Genomic DNA, 16,449 nt, shown 5'->3' with positions numbered 1-16,449 from the left:
GTAGTCGCGTATCCAGGCTAAAATGTTACAAAAAAATTGTCGGTTGGGTGGAGGCTTTGCCAAAGCCAACATCCTGATATATGTTGGGTTGCGCTCCGCTCCACCCAACCTACCTCTAATGCACTATTTTTTTGCTTGCCACGCCACTACATATACTTAGATTTTTTCAGGAATCAAATCGGATTCCTATAGTACAGCACAGCCTAAATAAACCACCCATTCCAAATCAACGAAACTCTTACGCTGCATTGATTTTGACTTTTGACTTCCGTCTTGCGCTACTAGTTAATTCCCCCCATTTCTGGAGGGAGTATGTTGTCATCAGACTAACTAGATACTGAATTAGCCGCTTCCGAAACCTTCTCGGCTGGTGGAAAGCCACCCATACGGATTTCAGAAGTGAAAGAAGTGATACTAAATCCACCAAAACTCTTGAGGACATTTACCCGCATTCGTAAATTGGGGCTAGCAAACCACAAGCGTTCCTCTGACGATGTATTTTCATCCTCTGTACTTAGGATCAAAGCACCGTCACTGTCAATTTTATAGCGTCCGGCAACTGGAGTTTTATTGGCATCAACTATTTCTCGCAGTAACTTACCTTGGGTGGGATTATCCGCATCAGGTACGGAAACTAACACAGTTGAACCACTGTGTTTCACTTGATCCTTTTCCGTTGTGCCGTTCCAGGTAATTTTGGTAGCACAGGAAGCAGAACTGGGATTAATTTTATACTTTTGACACAGTTTGATCGCTTCTGGATGATCTAATGCCAGCGTCTCAATGATGATGTCTGACTTGCTATGTTCCGATTGGTTAAAAGCCAAATGTTGACTAGTACGATGAGAAAACCATTTACCAGCGCTTAACTGAAAAAACTCTTCAATATTCATGAATGAAATTACCCTGCATCAAAATGCTAAAATTCCCACTTAATTATTATTAAAAGGTAGCAGGAGGTTTTAATATTAAGCTTGATTGCCTATTTCCTCAAGCTTTTTGAGGCCAATTCTGGCTGCCTCAGCAACGTTGAAATGATTGTCTTTTTCCAGGTATTTTAAAGCTGAGACACTTTTGGAAGTAGGAAGATTGCCCAAAGCTTCTGCCAAACGCTGCCTGACTAACCAATCATCTGATTGGGCAAAACGCAGGATCTTATCTACAGACTCAATATCTTGAATTTCTCCCAGCGCAGAGATTGCAGCTTGCTGCAACACTACCTCTTTACTATCTAATGCCTGAAGCAGAATTTGACGGGCACGAGGGTCTTTAATATTACCTAGAGAAACAGCTGCACTGAAGCGTACTAGCCAATCAGTATCTTCATAGAATGCCCGCGATAGCACCTCAAAGGCTCTGGCATCACCCAAATATCCTAAGGCACCAGCGGCATCGGCACGCATACCATAATCTGGGTCATTTTCGAGAATTTTTACCAAAATTGAATAACATTCTGGTGTCGGCTTGATTCCAAGGGCAAATATTGCCATCGATCGCAGTTGCAAAGATTCGTCGTCTAGTACCTTTTTAATCAAAGGAACTGCATCCTCAGGGGGAACATTACGCAGATTAGCAAGGGCTACCATGCGATCGCGTAAATTCGGACTTTCTAACTGAGTAGAAATTTCTTGTAAGCTTAGAGCTGCCATTTAGTTCAAAGCGTTTTCTTTACTTATCTTAATTTACCCGATCCGTTCATCAGGCTGTCGCCTAGTTAAGTAGGAGTTTGGCGACTTTACAAAATGCCTGAATTATGGGTGAACTGGGGATTGGGGACTGGGGAAGGTGGGGCCCCCTCTGGGGATAAGGGGTAATGGGGACTAGGGATTAGGGACTGGGGATTGGGGACTAGGGACTGGGGACTGGGGACTAGGGATTGGGAAGATTTGAATGAGGATTCAGACCCAAACCAAATCTTAAAAAAATTTCTTCTCAGGGACTTCCAGAAAATAAATTGGTTGTTTTCATCGACCAATGGTATCCCAGCAGTAAGACTTGTTCTCATTGTGGACACGTTCTAGAAAAACTAGATTTGTCGGTGAGAGAGTGGCGTTGTCCCTCTTGTCAGTCCGTGAATGGACGTGACGAGAACGCCGCACGTAATATTCAAATGGTTGGGGCATCAACCATTGGCTTAGGTGATGTCAGACAGGCTATGCCTGCAATTGCTGTTTGAGGCTAGAATCCTCGTGCGTTCACGCCGGGGAGTGTGTCAATCAGATAATATTTTGTTGTCTTCCCCCTGCTCCCTGCTCCCCTGCTTACCCAGCGATGGGATATCTTTTTAGTTGGAAGTCCCTCAGTACCCAGTACCCATGACTTGACACATTTCACCCAAGCATTGGATAAGGTGATCGCATCTGGCAAAATTCCACCATGTCAAAATTAGTTGAAACTGCCCGAAAAAGGCGTTAATCCTCCAAGCTAATTGTTGCTGCGATCGCAAAAAATATTGCTGAATAATTGTAATAATATTTAACATAGTCTAGGTTGTGTAATTTAGATTAACTATCGCAAAGAAATTATCTCAGAGTGAGTAGAATGACAAATACAACGAGGCAAGTCTTTTACGGATTAGTTACCCTAGAACTGTAGACTACGTTTTCAGTCTTGAGTTACTTCTGTATTTTGCCTCTGAGGCATACTAATCTAGACCACACTAAATCCTTCATTAAGAGCTCCTACAAATCATAATGTCTGTGATTGAGAAGAAAAGAACTCGCGATCTGCCCCAAATTAATGAACGAATTCGCTTCCCAAAAATTCGGGTCATTGACACTGACGGTGCCCAGTTGGGAATTATGCCCCCACAGGAAGCAATACATCTAGCTGAAGAAAAAGAGCTAGATTTGGTGCTACTCAGTGACAAAGCTGACCCGCCGGTTTGTCGGATTATGGACTATGGCAAATACAAGTTTGAGCAGGAAAAAAAGGCACGGGAAGCCCGGAAAAAGCAACACACCGCTGATGTCAAAGAAGTTAAGATGCGCTACAAAATAGAAGAACACGACTACAATGTGCGTGTTAAACAAGCAGAGCGCTTTTTAAAAGATGGCGATAAAGTCAAAGCGACTGTGATGTTCCGGGGTCGAGAAATTCAACACAGCGACCTAGCAGAAGATTTGCTCAAGCGAATGGCAACTGATTTGGAGCCTTTTGGTGAGCTTCAACAAGCGCCAAAAAAAGAAGGGCGAAACATGATGATGCTCATCTCGCCCAAAAAATAATTCTCTAACTGTTTAATAGACCAAGTTTGAAAATCCCCTAGCTATACAGTCAGGGGATTTTCTCATTAAATTTGGGAATACTATTAGGACTTACGCAAAAGTACACGCGGTAGGGGCAATACCCTGCGGGAAGCCCTCCGGGTTCAGCAGTCGCTCATGGGGGAAACCCCCAAGACCGCGCTGCTTCACCGCTCCGCGTCTACATGAATTGCCCCTACCTGAAAATAAGGGTTTCGGCTATTGTTTGCGTAAGTCCTGACTATGTTTGATCAACTGAGTGAATTGCAGCAACTAACGCACGAATATTGCATAATTTATTTTTTGGTATTCCTAAGGTCATTTAAATTTATCTCAAATCGATAGTCCTGAAGGCTGAATGGGAAACATAATACTCAGTCGCTCAGGACTTTTGCTATTTCCAGGAGATGGGGTAGAAATCAATTCAAAATTCAAAATTCAAAATTAAAAGACTCCTGCCCCCTACGGTTGCGCTATTCTGCCTCCTGAAACGGTGATACTACCAGAAACTAAAACTGCATGGAACTGAAAAATTACTGGTTGGCTGCAAATAAAAGTGTTCTAACACGATTACTACAGTGGGTGAATCTCCGGCCAGAGGAGAGCGAACGAACTCAGCTAATGTTTGTTTTTTACACAACTGTATGTGTAGGATTACGGTGGGCAGAAGACAGTACGGTGGCGCTATTTTTGGATGAATATGGGACTCATCTGCTGCCGTGGATGTATATTGCTAGTGCCGTGATGAGTGCCGGACTAGTTTTTTTATACTCTTGTCTGCAAAAGATGTTTCCCTTACGTCGGGTGATTGTGGCGATCGCACCCTGCATGTTGATGCCATTAGTTTTATTAGTTATATTACGCTGGGGATCTCATTTTTCCTACTTGGCAGTTATTTCGGTATTTCTGCTGCGGCTGTGGGTAGATGCACTTTATGTGGTCAATGACCTCAACATCTCCATCGTCGCCAACCAACTATTTAATATTCGGGAGATTAAGCGTACTTATCCATTGGTGAGTAGTGGTCTTTTGGTTGCAGATGTAATTAGTGGCTTTAGTTTGCCTTGGTTAGTGCAATACACTACTCTAAATAAGATTGTCCTCATCGCCTGTGTAGTGATTTTATTCGGATCGGGGATTTTATTCTATTTAACTCATCACTATCGAGCAGCTTTTCCTGAAACCCCACAAAGACTAATTCCTGAAGAACAAGCTTCACGACAGCGTTTCATTAAAAGTCCACTGAAACGGTATGTCTGGCAATTGTTTGCCTTTGTCGGTCTGTTGCAAGTCATTGGGTTGCTAATAGACTTTCAGTATCTACGCGAACTCCAATCCAATTTAAACGACCGAGAACTCGCCAGTTTCTTGGGTCTATTTGGTGGGATGTTAGGACTGTGTGAGTTGTTGTTGCAGTGGTTTATTTCCAGCCGACTTATTGAACGAATGGGGGTATTTTTCACTGCTACACTTTTACCAATTACCGTTGGTTTTTCACTACCAGGTGTGCTGATATTGCTGCATTTAATTCCAGCCACCCAATCGCAAAGCTTTTTTTGGGGTTTGGTAATTGTTAAATTCTTTGATGAACTTCTGCGCTACACCTTTGTGATGAGTAGTGGTCCCATCCTGTACCAACCAATTCCAGAGGGAATACGCAGCCGGATGCAGACTTTATCTGGTGGAACCGCCGAAGCGATCGCCACAGGTTTGACAGGAGCGCTAATTTTTGCAACTCTATTATTTTGTGGACGGTTTGTACCTGTATCACTGCAAAAATGGGTGTTGGTAGCAGAAACAATGCTGATTACTGGCACTTGTTTAACAGTAGTTTGGGAATTGCGATCGCGCTATGTTGAACTGTTAGTCTTGAGTGTGGCACGGGGTCACTTAAGTGCAACCAATATGGGCTTACGATTCTTCAAGCAGGGGGTAGTCAAAGCTTTGGCAGAAAAAGGCAGTGAGGCTGATAAACGCTCTTGTATTGAACTTTTAGCCCAAATGGACTCCCAAGGATCTGCCGAAATTTTAGCACCTCTACTAGTTAAGTTAACCCCAGATTTGCAACGCCAAAGTTTGGAGGTGATGCTGACGGGAGGTGCAAATCCAGCTTATCTAGGCGACATTCGTCCTTTATTAGAACAATCCCAAGAAACTAGTCCCGAAGTTTTTGCCTTAGCGCTACGCTACGTTTGGCTAGCTGAACCAAATCCCAATTTAGGCCTCCTAGAAGAATACCTGAACCCCCGACAAAACTCACTCATCCGCGCCACTGCTGCTGCTTTAGTCTTACGCCAGGGAACACCCATGCAAAAGGTAGCTGCTACCCAAACTATGCGCCGGATGCTGACTCATAAGCAAGAACGCGAACGGATAAATGGAGTTAAAGCCCTGAGAGAAGCAGTTTATTTGCAGGCGTTGCGGATTCACATCCCGAATTTATTACAAGATGAGTCATTACGAGTGCGCTGTGCTGTCTTGGAAATGATTGCAGCAACCCATTTAGAAGAGTACTATTCGGCACTGATTGCAGCACTTTATTACAAATCAACCCGCAGTACAGCAATGTCAGCCTTAACGCGACTAGAAAATGAAGCTTTAGAAATGCTGCTGCGGTTAGCTACGAATATTTACAAACCGGAAGTAGTGCGGATGTACGCTTGGCGCACCATTGCTCAAGTTGGTACTCAAGAAGCTTTGGATACTTTATGGGAAAACTTGGAGACATCCTGGGGTACTACAAGGGATCATATTCTTCGCAGCTTACTAAAAATACACAAACAACCAGGAATTAAAGGTTTAGTAGATCGATTTTATGAAAGTCGGGTAGAAAATTTAATTAAACAGGAATTAAAATTTTTAGGTGAAATTTACGCCGCATATATTGACTTCCAAACACTAGACCAAAAAGAAAATTATCAATCTGGTGAGAGGATTGTGATTGTCTCTGAGTTACTACAACGCGCCCTTTTAGAATTGGAATTGGATGTCAAAGAGCGGGTGCTGCTGTTATTGAGACTGCTTTACTCGCCAGAAAAGATGCAGGCAGCATCCTTCAATCTGCGATCGCCCTCAGTGGTAAACTTAGCGCGGGGGTTAGAAATCTTGGAGCATACGGTAACTTTGTCTTCAAAGTCTTTGTTGCTGAATATTTTAGATAACCGACCGCAGTCAGAAAAATTGCAACATCTGATAGAAGCCAAGGTCGTCGAATATGAGAATATGATAGTTAGCGATCGCCTCCACAGATTGCTGATGTTGGGTAACTTCCTTTCGGACTGGTGTCTAGCTTGCTGTTTTCATTATGCTCAAGTTACACGCATCCGATTGACCAGTTCTGAGATTTTAGTCAGTTTGCGTCATCCAACTGGCTTTGTTAGAGAAGCTGCGATCGCATACTTAAATATGGTTTCACATCGCGTTCTCCTGCAAATCCTCCCCCAGTTACAGAAAGACACACATCCTTTGGTAGCCACTCAAGTTAAAGAGTTGCTCGAAAAATACCAATTCAAAAATTACAATTTTAAAGGACTGGACAACCGGAAAAACTAAGAATTCAGGATTAAGAAATGAATTGTCCCTACCAAGGATTTCGAGCAACGCAGAATTTATTTTCGGAGATGTCTATCTATTCGCTGCGAGTTTAGCAAGTACCCCACTGTACAATGCTATAAACTTTGATTCTTCTAGAGATGCCTCGCTGTTATTCCAAGTAGCAACCACACAGTAATTTTTGCCATCCTTCCCTTGCAACCAATAGGTTGCAGTTTTACTATATCTTTCCATGTTCGCTTACCAGAGGCAATTTCTGATTTTAGTGCCTTGAGTACGGCTAGTTTAAAGGCTGAACCAACTGGCAGAGGTGTTTTAGTATTTAATGCAGCTTTTATTGTTTTGTCTTCCTGAACTAGAAAACTGACTTTACCAGGTAATGCTTTAAATTTAGTAATTGCTTCTTCTAAACTCACAAATTGGGCTTGCGGTGACTCAAACAGCAATCCTGAAATCTGTCCTTTGTTATTTAGAACTATTTTAGTTGGTACTGAAGCTTGACTAAAAACAACTAAATAATCTTGTGCATTATTTTGTACGCCTTGATAGGTTCCCAGCTTCTTTTTCAACTCGTCAATAATTTGCCGCGACTGTACTATAGGAAATTGAGCTAAAAATTCCGACGCAAACCATTCACTCTGTATTTCTTTGCTAGTGAATAATCTTTCTAAAGCTGCTTTGGGAGATATTGATGCCGTTTGGGTAGTATTTGAGGTTTTATATCTGTTAATCCCATCTGGGAAAACACGATATTCGTTGTTAGCAAACTAGTCGATATAAAATTGATGCATGATAAATTTTTTACCCTCCTTATAATAGAATAAATTTTATTTCTTTAAGGTTATAAGTTCACATAGTTAAAAATATAGATTAACAAAAATTCACCTTAGATAAGAATGTTAAATTATTTGTGAGAAACAAAATTATCGACTGATCAAAGAAGGTGGGGAAATGTGGCTTTCAATGCTCATAAATCAAATACGCTTGGTATATCTGTTGTGCCAACTTCACAGACAACACAGTTTTACTAATTCCTCTCTCACAAGCTATAGCTTCATTCCTTGTTAGCCTAGAGAGTGAAGTGAAGGAGCATTAAGAATATTCATGTACGTACTAATTGGTGGAGCAGGCTTAGTGGGCTTAAGTTTGGCGCAAAAGCTGGTAGAACTAGGACATACTGTTGCTGTAATTGATATTGATCCTATCGCTTGCCGCTATGCCCGTGAACAAGTGGGGGCAATGGCTTTTGAAGGCAGTGCTGTGAGTACAGAAGTATTATTAGAAGCTGGGATTCGTAAAGCCGGTTCCTTAGCAGCGGTTCTGAGAAGTGATGCCTTAAACTTGGCAATGGTAACTCTTGCGAAACACTACGGTGTAACCCATATTTTAAGCCGGATGCGCCACCCTGATTTTGCCGAACCGTTGCGGATAGCTGGAGCTAACCACGTTATCAGTACTGTTGAACTATCAGTTTCAACAATGGTGAATGCCATTGAGTATCCGCAAGTGGAATCAATGATGCATTTTGAGCAGGGACAGATTGAGGTTCTGAAACTTTCCATCCCCAACAATTGCTATGTTGCTGGCCGTAGCGTTGCCGAAATTGCTCAGGATTCAAAATTTCCTAGTGGTTCGCTAATTATTGGTTATCAATCCCATCCCCACGAAGATTTGATAATTCCTAACGGTAGTACAATACTGGAACCTCATTCAACTGTGCTGATTGTGACTAAACCAAGATGTTTACATCAAGTCATTGATTTTATTGAACAAAGATGTTGAGCGCAGTTCCTACCTAAACTGTTTATTAGGTAGGGTTAGCTACACATATAAAAAAATTGGTGAGTTTTGATGAAGCTGTATCGATATATTTATTTAGCGATCGCTATTATTCTTGCATCTTGTGAATCAACAAATATTCCACCCAAGTCACAACCTAGTGCTATTCAAGCAACCCCGGTACAAAAATCAGTGACGCTGGATAAGAATTTTAAGATAGCTAGCGGTCAAACTCTTTATGTCCCAGTTTATTCTCATATCTATCATCACAATCGACAGGAGATTTTTGAGTTAGCAGCTACACTCAGTATTCGGAATACAGATTTGACCAATCCGGTTATTATTACTTCTGTGCGCTACTACAACTCAGAAGGAAAATTAGTGAAGCAGTATTTAGAGCGCCCTATTCAACTTGATGCCCTGGCTTCTACAGATTTTTTTATCAATAGAAATGATACCAGTGGAGGTTTAGGCGCAAATTTCATTGTCGAATGGGTAGCCCAAACAGAAATATCCGAACCCATAGTAGAGGCAGTCATGATTGGTACTGACTTTCAACAAGGGATTTCCTTTATCAGTCCTGGTAGAGTCATTAAAAGCCAAAATAACGATAAGCGATCGCCTTTAAAATAATTCGTAATTCGTAATTAAGTTTCCTCGTTCCCATGCCCAATGCCCAATAGACATCTCCAGAAATAAAATATGCGTTATCCAGAACCCTTGTAGAGACGTAGCATTGCTACGTCTCTACATTCTTTTTCGGAGATGTCTAATGCCCCATGCCCCAATATTAATCATCCTCTAATTTCAACAATTGTTCATCAAGAGTTTGTATCCGCTCACGCACAATTTCTTCCGAGAGAATTCGCTTCCGCATTGCCTCATTGAGCGCTCCTTTTTCTGCCAAGAGTAAACGTCGGCGAATAGCTTCAAGTTTACTGCTCTTGCCACTTCTACCTTCCACCTCATCAGGGCGACGATTATAAAGTTCCCGTAGCGTCTTTTCTGCGCCGGCAATTCGTACCTGATAAGCTGAACGCATCTCCTCATAAACGGCTTTTGGTAACACCCCTGATTTCAACAGACTATCTAACTCATCTTGTGCTGCTTTACCCGTCATCAACTGAGCTTGCAACTCTTCAACCTGTTGTTGAATTTCCGAAAATTTAGTTAACTTTAAGCGTTTTACCACCCAAGGCAAACTTAAACCCTGTCCCACTAACGACACCAGCACACAGCCGAAGACTATAGCTATCAAAACTTCTCGCCCTGGGAGTGTGGCAGGTAAGCTCAACGCCAGAGCCATTGACAGCGAACCTTTGATGTTTCCTAAAAACAGCAAATGTTGCCAGCGTAGCGGAATTGGGCGGTCAATCCAACGAACTACAGCTAGTAGCGGATAGACTGTAAGAACTCGCCCGACTTGATAAGCCAAAACTGCAAGTAGAATTGCAGGTAAAGTTTTCCAGAGCGTTACCAAATTTATTTCTACACCAATTAACAGAAAAATAAAGGTGTTGACAGTAAAACTGGCATATTCCCAGAAACTCAACAAGGTGATGCGGCTAGAAGCAGAAGTATTGCGAGAAAGTCCTAGATTCCCGAAAATTAATCCAGCAACAACTACAGCCACGGGGCCTGATACACCAAGAAATTGCCCAGCCTGAAAAGTTCCTAATGCAACTGCGACTGTCAGCAAAAGACTACTAAGAGCATCATCTAAACGGGCGAATACAGGTATACTCAAGTAGCCTAAAACTAACCCGACAACGCAGCCTCCTAGAGAGATAAATAGCAGTTGTTGGATTCCCTCTACAAATGTGAGTGAGCCTGTTGAATATACTTGCACAATCAGGTTGAAGGAAACTAGGGCAGCGGCATCGTTAAATAAAGTTTCTCCTTCAACGATGGTAGAAAGCCGCGAGGGTACTGGTATATCCTTAAAGACGGCAATCATGGAAACTGTATCGGTGTTTGCCAGAATTACTCCCACAAATAACGCAGGTATCCAATCCAGCCCCAGCCCAAATTTTAACAGGACAGCAATAATACCACTGGAAAGCAAAGCCCCTGGCCCAGCTAGTAGGGCAATTGGTTTAAAGGTGCTGCGTAAGCGGCTGACATCTGTATTAATACCAGCTTCAAAGATGAGAATTGGCAGGAAAAGATCCAAAACAAGGGTTGGACTTAAACCAATCCGACGAGATAATAGCTCAGTAATTGGCAAACCTGCTAATACTAAACCCGTAACATAAGGGATTCCCAGCCGCCGGGACAGCAGGGCGACACCTGTAGCAACAAGTAAGAGAATAATTGAAACTTTGACTAATTCGGTAACATCCACTATTACGTTTTGGAAGGGTATTTTGGCTTGACTGATAGATTCTCCCCTCATTCATGCCAAATTAGCAACTTTAGGATGTAGGTTCAGAACTGAATGGGACAGTACCTCGCTACCGTAGCTGGGTAATCCAGCAGTTAATCGAGAGTATAGGCGATCGCTACTGCTAATATAAAAATTTGTAGATAAATCTAGACAATCTTTCCTCTAACCCTCAGTATTAACATCAAACAGCGATCGCCTTAATCTTTTTTAAGACTTCCCAATCCCCATTACCCCTTATCCCCGGAGGGGGCCCCACCTTCCCCAATCCCCAGTCTATCGACATTCAAAAATATCGGTGAGCGTGATGCCAAAAATCATCCTGCATCAATGGGAAGTTTCTCCCTTTTGTAACAAGGTTCGTAAGATTCTTAAGCACAAGCATCTCGCCTATTCTGTTGTTAACTATAACGGTCTGCTGGCAGTGGCAGCTACCCGATTGTCATCTGTGGGCAAGCTTCCCGTGATTGAATACGATGGTGAGAAGATTCAAGACAGCTCGGAAATTGCAGAATTTTTGGAAGCCCGACATCCAGAACATCCACTTTACCCAGCAGATAGCAAAGATTTAGCACAAGCCTATTTGTGGGAAGATTGGGCAGATGAATCATTGTACTGGTTTGAAGTATATTTTCGCTTCCGCTATCCAGATGCTCTCCAGCTAGCGAACAGCTTATTATGTAAAGGGCGATCAAAGTTTGAGCAAGTAATCTTTGCTCCTCTGGCTCGCTACACTTACGAAAAGCAATTGAATGCTCAAGGAATTGGTCGCATCGACAAGAACCGCGTTGAGAAAAAGTTCTTCAACCATCTCGGCAACCTTGATACTATCCTCAGTCAGCAAGATTGGTTAGTGGGAAGCCATCAGAGCATAGCGGATTTAGCTGTCGCTGCACAAATAGATGAGATACTTCGTACTAGTCCGCTTAAAGAGCGAATTTTGTCATATTCTCATGTTAAAGATTGGTTTGAACGCATCCAATCGTAATTTTGCGGGTTGCTTTTCCACACTCAATACGGTTCGGTTAAGATTTTTTGATGAAAATTATAGAGCGCAAAGATCCGATGAATAATTGTAGAGACGGCGATTCATCGCGTCTCTTGTCTGAACCGAACTAAAAACCGTGCGTGAATCTGAGTAAGGGTTTGAGTTTTAGGGGTAGGTTGGGTTGAAGAACGAAACCCAACATTTTCAAGGTTTTGTTGGGTAATACGAATGTTCAAAACCTACGCAGTATTGTGTTGCGTCTGTTGCATTACCCGCCATCCCGCCATAGGTTAGAAACCTATGGCTAATAGCTAAAGTCTTCTAAAGAAGACTGAGTAATGGTTTTAGTCCACTTGAGTGGACTTGGGCTATTAGCCTTGCAATTGATTGCAAGGCAGGATATGGACTAAATGTGTATGATATATTTCCGAAATAGACAGAACTGTATTTGTATATCCTAGCGCAATCAATTATTTTATTATTATGGAACCTGTAACACTAACGGCGGCTGCGATCGCAACCTTGGTCATTACCAAAGCTATAGAAAAAACCGTAGAGAAGATAACAGAAAGTACACTGGACAAGCTAAAACTACTGCGTCAAAAAATTTGGGATAAGTTCAAGGGTAAGCCGAAAGTGCAAGAAGCCTTAATAAAAGCTGAACAAGGTTCTAAGGAAGATTTAAACTTGGTTTCTGCCTACTTACAGGTCGAAATGGACACCGACACCCAATTTGGTAAAGAAGTCCAAAGCCTTGCTCAAGAAATTCATCAGGAAATTAATATTGGTAAAGTCCAAGGTAAAAATGTCCAGAATGTTTACGGTGGACAAGGTTTTCAAAGCAATGATAGTAAAGCTCCTACCTTTCAAGGTGTAGAAAATAGCCCAATTACTATCAGCTACAGTCATCCCCCTGATTGACTACAGTCGCCTGTTGGGGAACAGGTAAAGTTAAATCCCTCTACTGAAATACCGCAAAATTTACCCCTGAGTGGGGTGCTGAAGTTTGTTGGACGTGAAGTTGAATTGCAAACTCTGCATGAAATGTTGCAGGAAAATAATCAGGTGGTAATTGCGGCGATCGCTGGCATGGGTGGACTGGGTAAAACAGAACTGGCCTTACAATATGCAATGGCTCACCGTGAAATTTACAAAGGTGGAATTTGCTGGTTGCTGGCAAAGGCTGGAGATGTGGGAATTCAAATTGTCCAGTTTGCTAGAACGCAGCTTGACTTAAACCCACCAGAAAATTTTGATTTACTCGCCCAAGTGCAATACTGCTTTCGGCTTTGGCGCGAAGGTAATGTGCTGCTAGTATTAGACGATGTTGGAGAATATCAACAAGTTAAGTCTTACCTACCTCCGCCATCTTCTCGGTTTAAAGTGTTGATTACCACGCGCCAACACTTGGGAGCATCTATAAAGGAATTATCTCTAGATATATTGCAACCAGAAGCAGCGCTGGAGTTATTAAAGTCATTTTTTAAAGAAACACCACAGCGAATTGAGCAAGAATTGGCTGTTGCAAATCAGTTGTGTGAGTGGTTGGGATATTTGCCTTTGGGTTTGGAATTAGTCGGGCGATATTTGGCGCGAAAACAAGATTTATCTGTAACAGAAATGTTGCGGCGGTTGGAGAATAAGCGACTAGAACAACCTGCGCTTGTTAAACCAGAAGCCGATATGACAGCACAACAAGGTGTATTAGCAGCCTTTGAGTTGAGTTGGCAAGAATTAAAGGACGACGATAAGCAACTGGGCTGTTTATTGAGTTTATTTGCAGCCGCACCCATACCTTGGAAGTTGGTGGAACAGTGTTTAGCAGAGGGAGATGCTGAAGATTTAGAGGAAATTAGAGACGATTGCTTGCTGAATTTGCATTTACTTCAGCGCAAAGGCGAGGGAATTTACCAACTGCATCCACTGCTAAGAGAGTTTTTTCAATATAAGCTTACAGGTTTAGAACAGGCAGAGGAATTAAAGCGATCGCTTTGCCGGATAATGGTAGCAGTTGCTAAAGATATTCCTTACTCGTCCACTCTTGAGCAAATCAGCGCCGTTTCTCCCGCCATTCCTCATATAGCTGAAGTAGCAAACAATCTCATTGAATATGTCAGCAATGATGATTTAACTCTGCCTTTCCCCGCAAGAAAAAATCAGCTAGGATAAATCATATAATTATCTTCACAAGCACAGTAATGTTAATTACATACACTGCAAAATATACAAAAACTAATAACGGATATATGGGACAACTTAATAAAACACACTTTTCTTCAAAAGCATCAAGAAAACGTTCAGATGCACCTAAATTAAACCGAATTATATAGTTTTTTATATCTTTTAAATCTTGCTTGGCAGCAGCACTCAAAATATATCTGCTCATTCTTAATCCTGCTGTGCCTGTTGAATTTCTTCTCGCAGTTCCCTTAATACCTCTTCGCCATCAAATACATCACCGCGATCTGAATCTACAATTCCAATAGCAATTTCTTTGCGGAGTTCCTCTAATCTGAGTAAACGCTCTATCTCCCGTTCTTCTAGCAGTCGTAAGGCGGCGCGAACTACCTCAAAAGCAGATGAGTACCTACCCCTCTTGACTGTTGACTCGACAAACTGCTCTAGTTCTGGTGTTAGAGATATATTCATTTGAGCCTTCTTGGATTGCTGTTTCCATTCCTTGCTTAAGGATAACGTCTATTAACTAATCCAGAAAGCGATCGCACTTACAACAGGGAATAGGGTTGAAAGTGCCTTGCTGTATGGCTTTTTATGAAATTTTGTACCTCATTTACTTAAAATCTGCTGTATGTGATTGTGATGTCTAAGGGCGGGCTATGCCTACGCACTTATCCGGTTGTAAGTGACGTAGAGCGAGCGATCGCCCCCGTAACCAAAAATTATAAGTGTATCAGTTGCTCACCATCAAGTGAGCCACCCGTTCTGCTAAAGCAGCAATAGTCATGGAAGGATTGCGCCCAACAGCTTGAGGTAAAATTGCCCCATCAGCAACATAAAGATTTTTGTAGCCGAAGACTTCTCCTTTATGATCGACCACACCATCTTCAGCAGTTGTCCCCATTTTGCATCCTCCAAGGGGATGCACTGTTAACAAACTGCGGAGAACTGACCAGTAAAAGGGAATATAAAGCTTACCGCCGTTGGCTTGGGAAAGCTGCTTTTGCAAATTGAGGATGGCATCAATTGCAGACTTTGAGCGCTGGATATTCCAATCAAGTTTTAAATCTGTTTCCCAAGGTTTGAGCCAGTTACGACCGAGAGAAAGTTGCCCATCGGCAGCATCAACACCCGCACCTAGCCAAACCATAACATTGCTTAAGGGATTCTTTTCATCCAAACCACGCTGCAAATGGTTGCGTAAAGCTAAAGCAAATAGGCTGAATTTGCCAGAATTCAGTTTGCTGCTAATGGCATTCAGCAACATATTGGGAAAGCCATCATCTTCAATAATAAAACTCTCACCCTCAAAGCTACCATCAGTAAAGTCCATACCTGCGGTAATCGTTGGGCCAATAGACTGCCTAACCTCAACATCTTTGCCGTAGAAATCAGGGGTAAGAACGTTGGCGTTAGCGCTCCAATTTTTACCTAGTTGCTGACTAACTTTAGGTAAAGTGCGGTACTGATCGCGGCTATTTAATAGCAACTCACTAGAACCAAGGGAACCTGCGGCGATGACAACTATTTTGCCCCTCTCTTCACCACGAATTAGTTGCCCGTTTTCGATGCGGTCAAAAATAACGCGATAGCTGCCTTCTTCTGGTTGAATATAGCGTACCAAGTGGAGCGATCGCACCTCCGCCCCTTTGTTTTCTCCAGCCGGGATATAGTTCAAATCGAGGGTATTCTTGGCGTGGACATCACACCCCAAATCACAATTACCCAGATGAATACAAGTGCCTTGTTTTTGCCCTTGGGCATTGACAAATTGCCGGGAGTGCTTTTCATTCAATGGGTCTTCCAGTTGGTAGTTCCAGTCTGGATCGAAGGAGATTGCTAAGGGCATACTTTGGAAGCGATCGCCATATCCTACCTTTTGCGCCGCTTGTTCCATCAATTTTGCCCGTTGGGTATGCTGCCCTGGAGGTATGGGATGGACACCCATCATTTTCCGCACGCGATCGTAATAAGGCTGTAATTCACTGTAAGTAATTTCCGGTGGCCAACCTTGCTCAAATCGCGTTGGATTTGCTTCTAAAACCACGCTGGAATAGCACAGAGAACCGCCACCAACCCCCGCCCCCTGAGCAACAGCCATCCCCTTAAAAAAGCGTAAATCGAGCCAGCCATTATGTTTTTGCGGCTGGGTGTGTTCATAAATCCAGGCATCTTTGGCTTGACGTGGGTATTGGTCTTTCGTCCAACGCCGACCGCGTTCCAACACCAAAACCCGCGCTCCTGATTCAGCCAAACGGCAGGTAACTACTGACCCACCAAAGCCGCTACCGATTACGATGACATCAAATTGCTGGCTCATAGGA

The 16,449-nt window shown here is 42.6% G+C and carries 15 protein-coding genes and 1 pseudogene; 8 read left to right on the top strand and 8 right to left on the bottom strand.

The features are described 5' to 3' along the window. Positions 1-326: 326 nt before the first annotated feature. Positions 327-893, bottom strand: coding sequence for a phycobiliprotein lyase (locus V7K67_RS01335; protein ID WP_334733267.1), 567 nt, complete (start codon positions 891-893; stop codon positions 327-329). Positions 894-968: 75 nt separating this feature from the next. Continuing rightward, positions 969-1,649 (bottom strand): HEAT repeat domain-containing protein, encoded by a 681-nt coding sequence (locus V7K67_RS01330; RefSeq protein ID WP_334733268.1) that lies wholly within the window; start codon positions 1,647-1,649, stop codon positions 969-971. Positions 1,650-1,945: 296 nt separating this feature from the next. On the opposite strand from V7K67_RS01330, the pseudogene V7K67_RS01325 reads away from it, so the two are divergent. Further along, positions 1,946-2,176: pseudogene (locus V7K67_RS01325) on the top strand (zinc ribbon domain-containing protein); the annotation flags it as partial. Between the two features lie 123 nt (positions 2,177-2,299). On the opposite strand, the gene V7K67_RS01320 reads toward V7K67_RS01325, so the two are convergent. Beyond that, positions 2,300-2,482 carry a hypothetical protein gene (locus tag V7K67_RS01320; RefSeq protein WP_334733269.1) on the bottom strand — a complete coding sequence of 61 codons (183 nt, stop codon included), beginning with the start codon at positions 2,480-2,482 and terminating at the stop codon, positions 2,300-2,302. Between the two features lie 211 nt (positions 2,483-2,693). Here V7K67_RS01320 and infC point away from each other — a divergent pair, with 211 nt between their 5' ends. Both infC and V7K67_RS01310 read left to right on the top strand, forming a co-directional pair. Continuing rightward, a complete protein-coding gene (gene infC, locus V7K67_RS01315) occupies positions 2,694-3,227 on the top strand; it encodes a translation initiation factor IF-3 (protein ID WP_334708267.1) in 534 nt (177 codons plus the stop codon). A gap of 537 nt (positions 3,228-3,764) precedes the next feature. Continuing rightward, positions 3,765-6,797 carry an MFS transporter gene (locus tag V7K67_RS01310; protein ID WP_334733270.1) on the top strand — a complete coding sequence of 1,011 codons (3,033 nt, stop codon included), beginning with the start codon at positions 3,765-3,767 and terminating at the stop codon, positions 6,795-6,797. Positions 6,798-6,931: 134 nt separating this feature from the next. Here the strand turns inward: V7K67_RS01310 and V7K67_RS01305 are convergent, their stop codons facing one another. After that, positions 6,932-7,366 (bottom strand): hypothetical protein, encoded by a 435-nt coding sequence (locus V7K67_RS01305; protein WP_334733271.1) that lies wholly within the window; start codon positions 7,364-7,366, stop codon positions 6,932-6,934. Positions 7,367-7,901: 535 nt separating this feature from the next. On the opposite strand from V7K67_RS01305, the gene V7K67_RS01300 reads away from it, so the two are divergent. Both V7K67_RS01300 and V7K67_RS01295 read left to right on the top strand, forming a co-directional pair. Beyond that, entirely contained in the window at positions 7,902-8,579 is a 678-nt protein-coding gene (locus V7K67_RS01300; RefSeq protein WP_334708263.1) for a potassium channel family protein, read from the top strand. A 69-nt stretch (positions 8,580-8,648) separates the two neighbouring features. Continuing rightward, complete coding sequence (locus tag V7K67_RS01295) at positions 8,649-9,209, top strand: DUF3124 domain-containing protein (RefSeq protein WP_335164925.1); 561 nt, start codon at positions 8,649-8,651, stop codon at positions 9,207-9,209. Positions 9,210-9,366: 157 nt separating this feature from the next. On the opposite strand, the gene V7K67_RS01290 is transcribed toward V7K67_RS01295, so the two are convergent. Further along, a complete protein-coding gene (locus V7K67_RS01290) occupies positions 9,367-10,920 on the bottom strand; it encodes a cation:proton antiporter (protein WP_334708311.1) in 1,554 nt (517 codons plus the stop codon). A gap of 346 nt (positions 10,921-11,266) precedes the next feature. On the opposite strand from V7K67_RS01290, the gene V7K67_RS01285 reads away from it, so the two are divergent. From V7K67_RS01285 to V7K67_RS01275, 3 genes are all read left to right on the top strand, one after another. Continuing rightward, entirely contained in the window at positions 11,267-11,947 is a 681-nt protein-coding gene (locus V7K67_RS01285; RefSeq protein WP_334708262.1) for a glutathione S-transferase family protein, read from the top strand. 483 nt (positions 11,948-12,430) lie between these two features. Then, positions 12,431-12,868 (top strand): hypothetical protein, encoded by a 438-nt coding sequence (locus tag V7K67_RS01280; protein WP_335164924.1) that lies wholly within the window; start codon positions 12,431-12,433, stop codon positions 12,866-12,868. Positions 12,869-12,943: 75 nt separating this feature from the next. Further along, on the top strand, positions 12,944-14,116 hold the full coding sequence (locus V7K67_RS01275) for an NB-ARC domain-containing protein (RefSeq protein WP_335164922.1): 1,173 nt from the start codon (positions 12,944-12,946) through the stop codon (positions 14,114-14,116). Position 14,117: 1 nt separating this feature from the next. On the opposite strand, the gene V7K67_RS01270 is transcribed toward V7K67_RS01275, so the two are convergent. The 3 genes from V7K67_RS01270 to V7K67_RS01260 form a co-directional block, all read right to left on the bottom strand. Then, positions 14,118-14,333 carry a type II toxin-antitoxin system RelE/ParE family toxin gene (locus V7K67_RS01270; protein ID WP_335164920.1) on the bottom strand — a complete coding sequence of 72 codons (216 nt, stop codon included), beginning with the start codon at positions 14,331-14,333 and terminating at the stop codon, positions 14,118-14,120. A gap of 2 nt (positions 14,334-14,335) precedes the next feature. Further along, a complete protein-coding gene (locus V7K67_RS01265; RefSeq protein ID WP_335164918.1) occupies positions 14,336-14,596 on the bottom strand; it encodes a type II toxin-antitoxin system ParD family antitoxin in 261 nt (86 codons plus the stop codon). Between the two features lie 262 nt (positions 14,597-14,858). Continuing rightward, positions 14,859-16,445 carry a GMC family oxidoreductase gene (locus V7K67_RS01260; protein WP_335164916.1) on the bottom strand — a complete coding sequence of 529 codons (1,587 nt, stop codon included), beginning with the start codon at positions 16,443-16,445 and terminating at the stop codon, positions 14,859-14,861. Positions 16,446-16,449: the final 4 nt, after the last annotated feature.

The organism is Nostoc sp., from assembly GCF_036917155.1.
GTDB lineage: Bacteria > Cyanobacteriota > Cyanobacteriia > Cyanobacteriales > Nostocaceae > Nostoc.
Note: the sequence above shows the minus strand (reverse complement) of the source record. Positions and strands in the feature narration are given on the sequence as shown.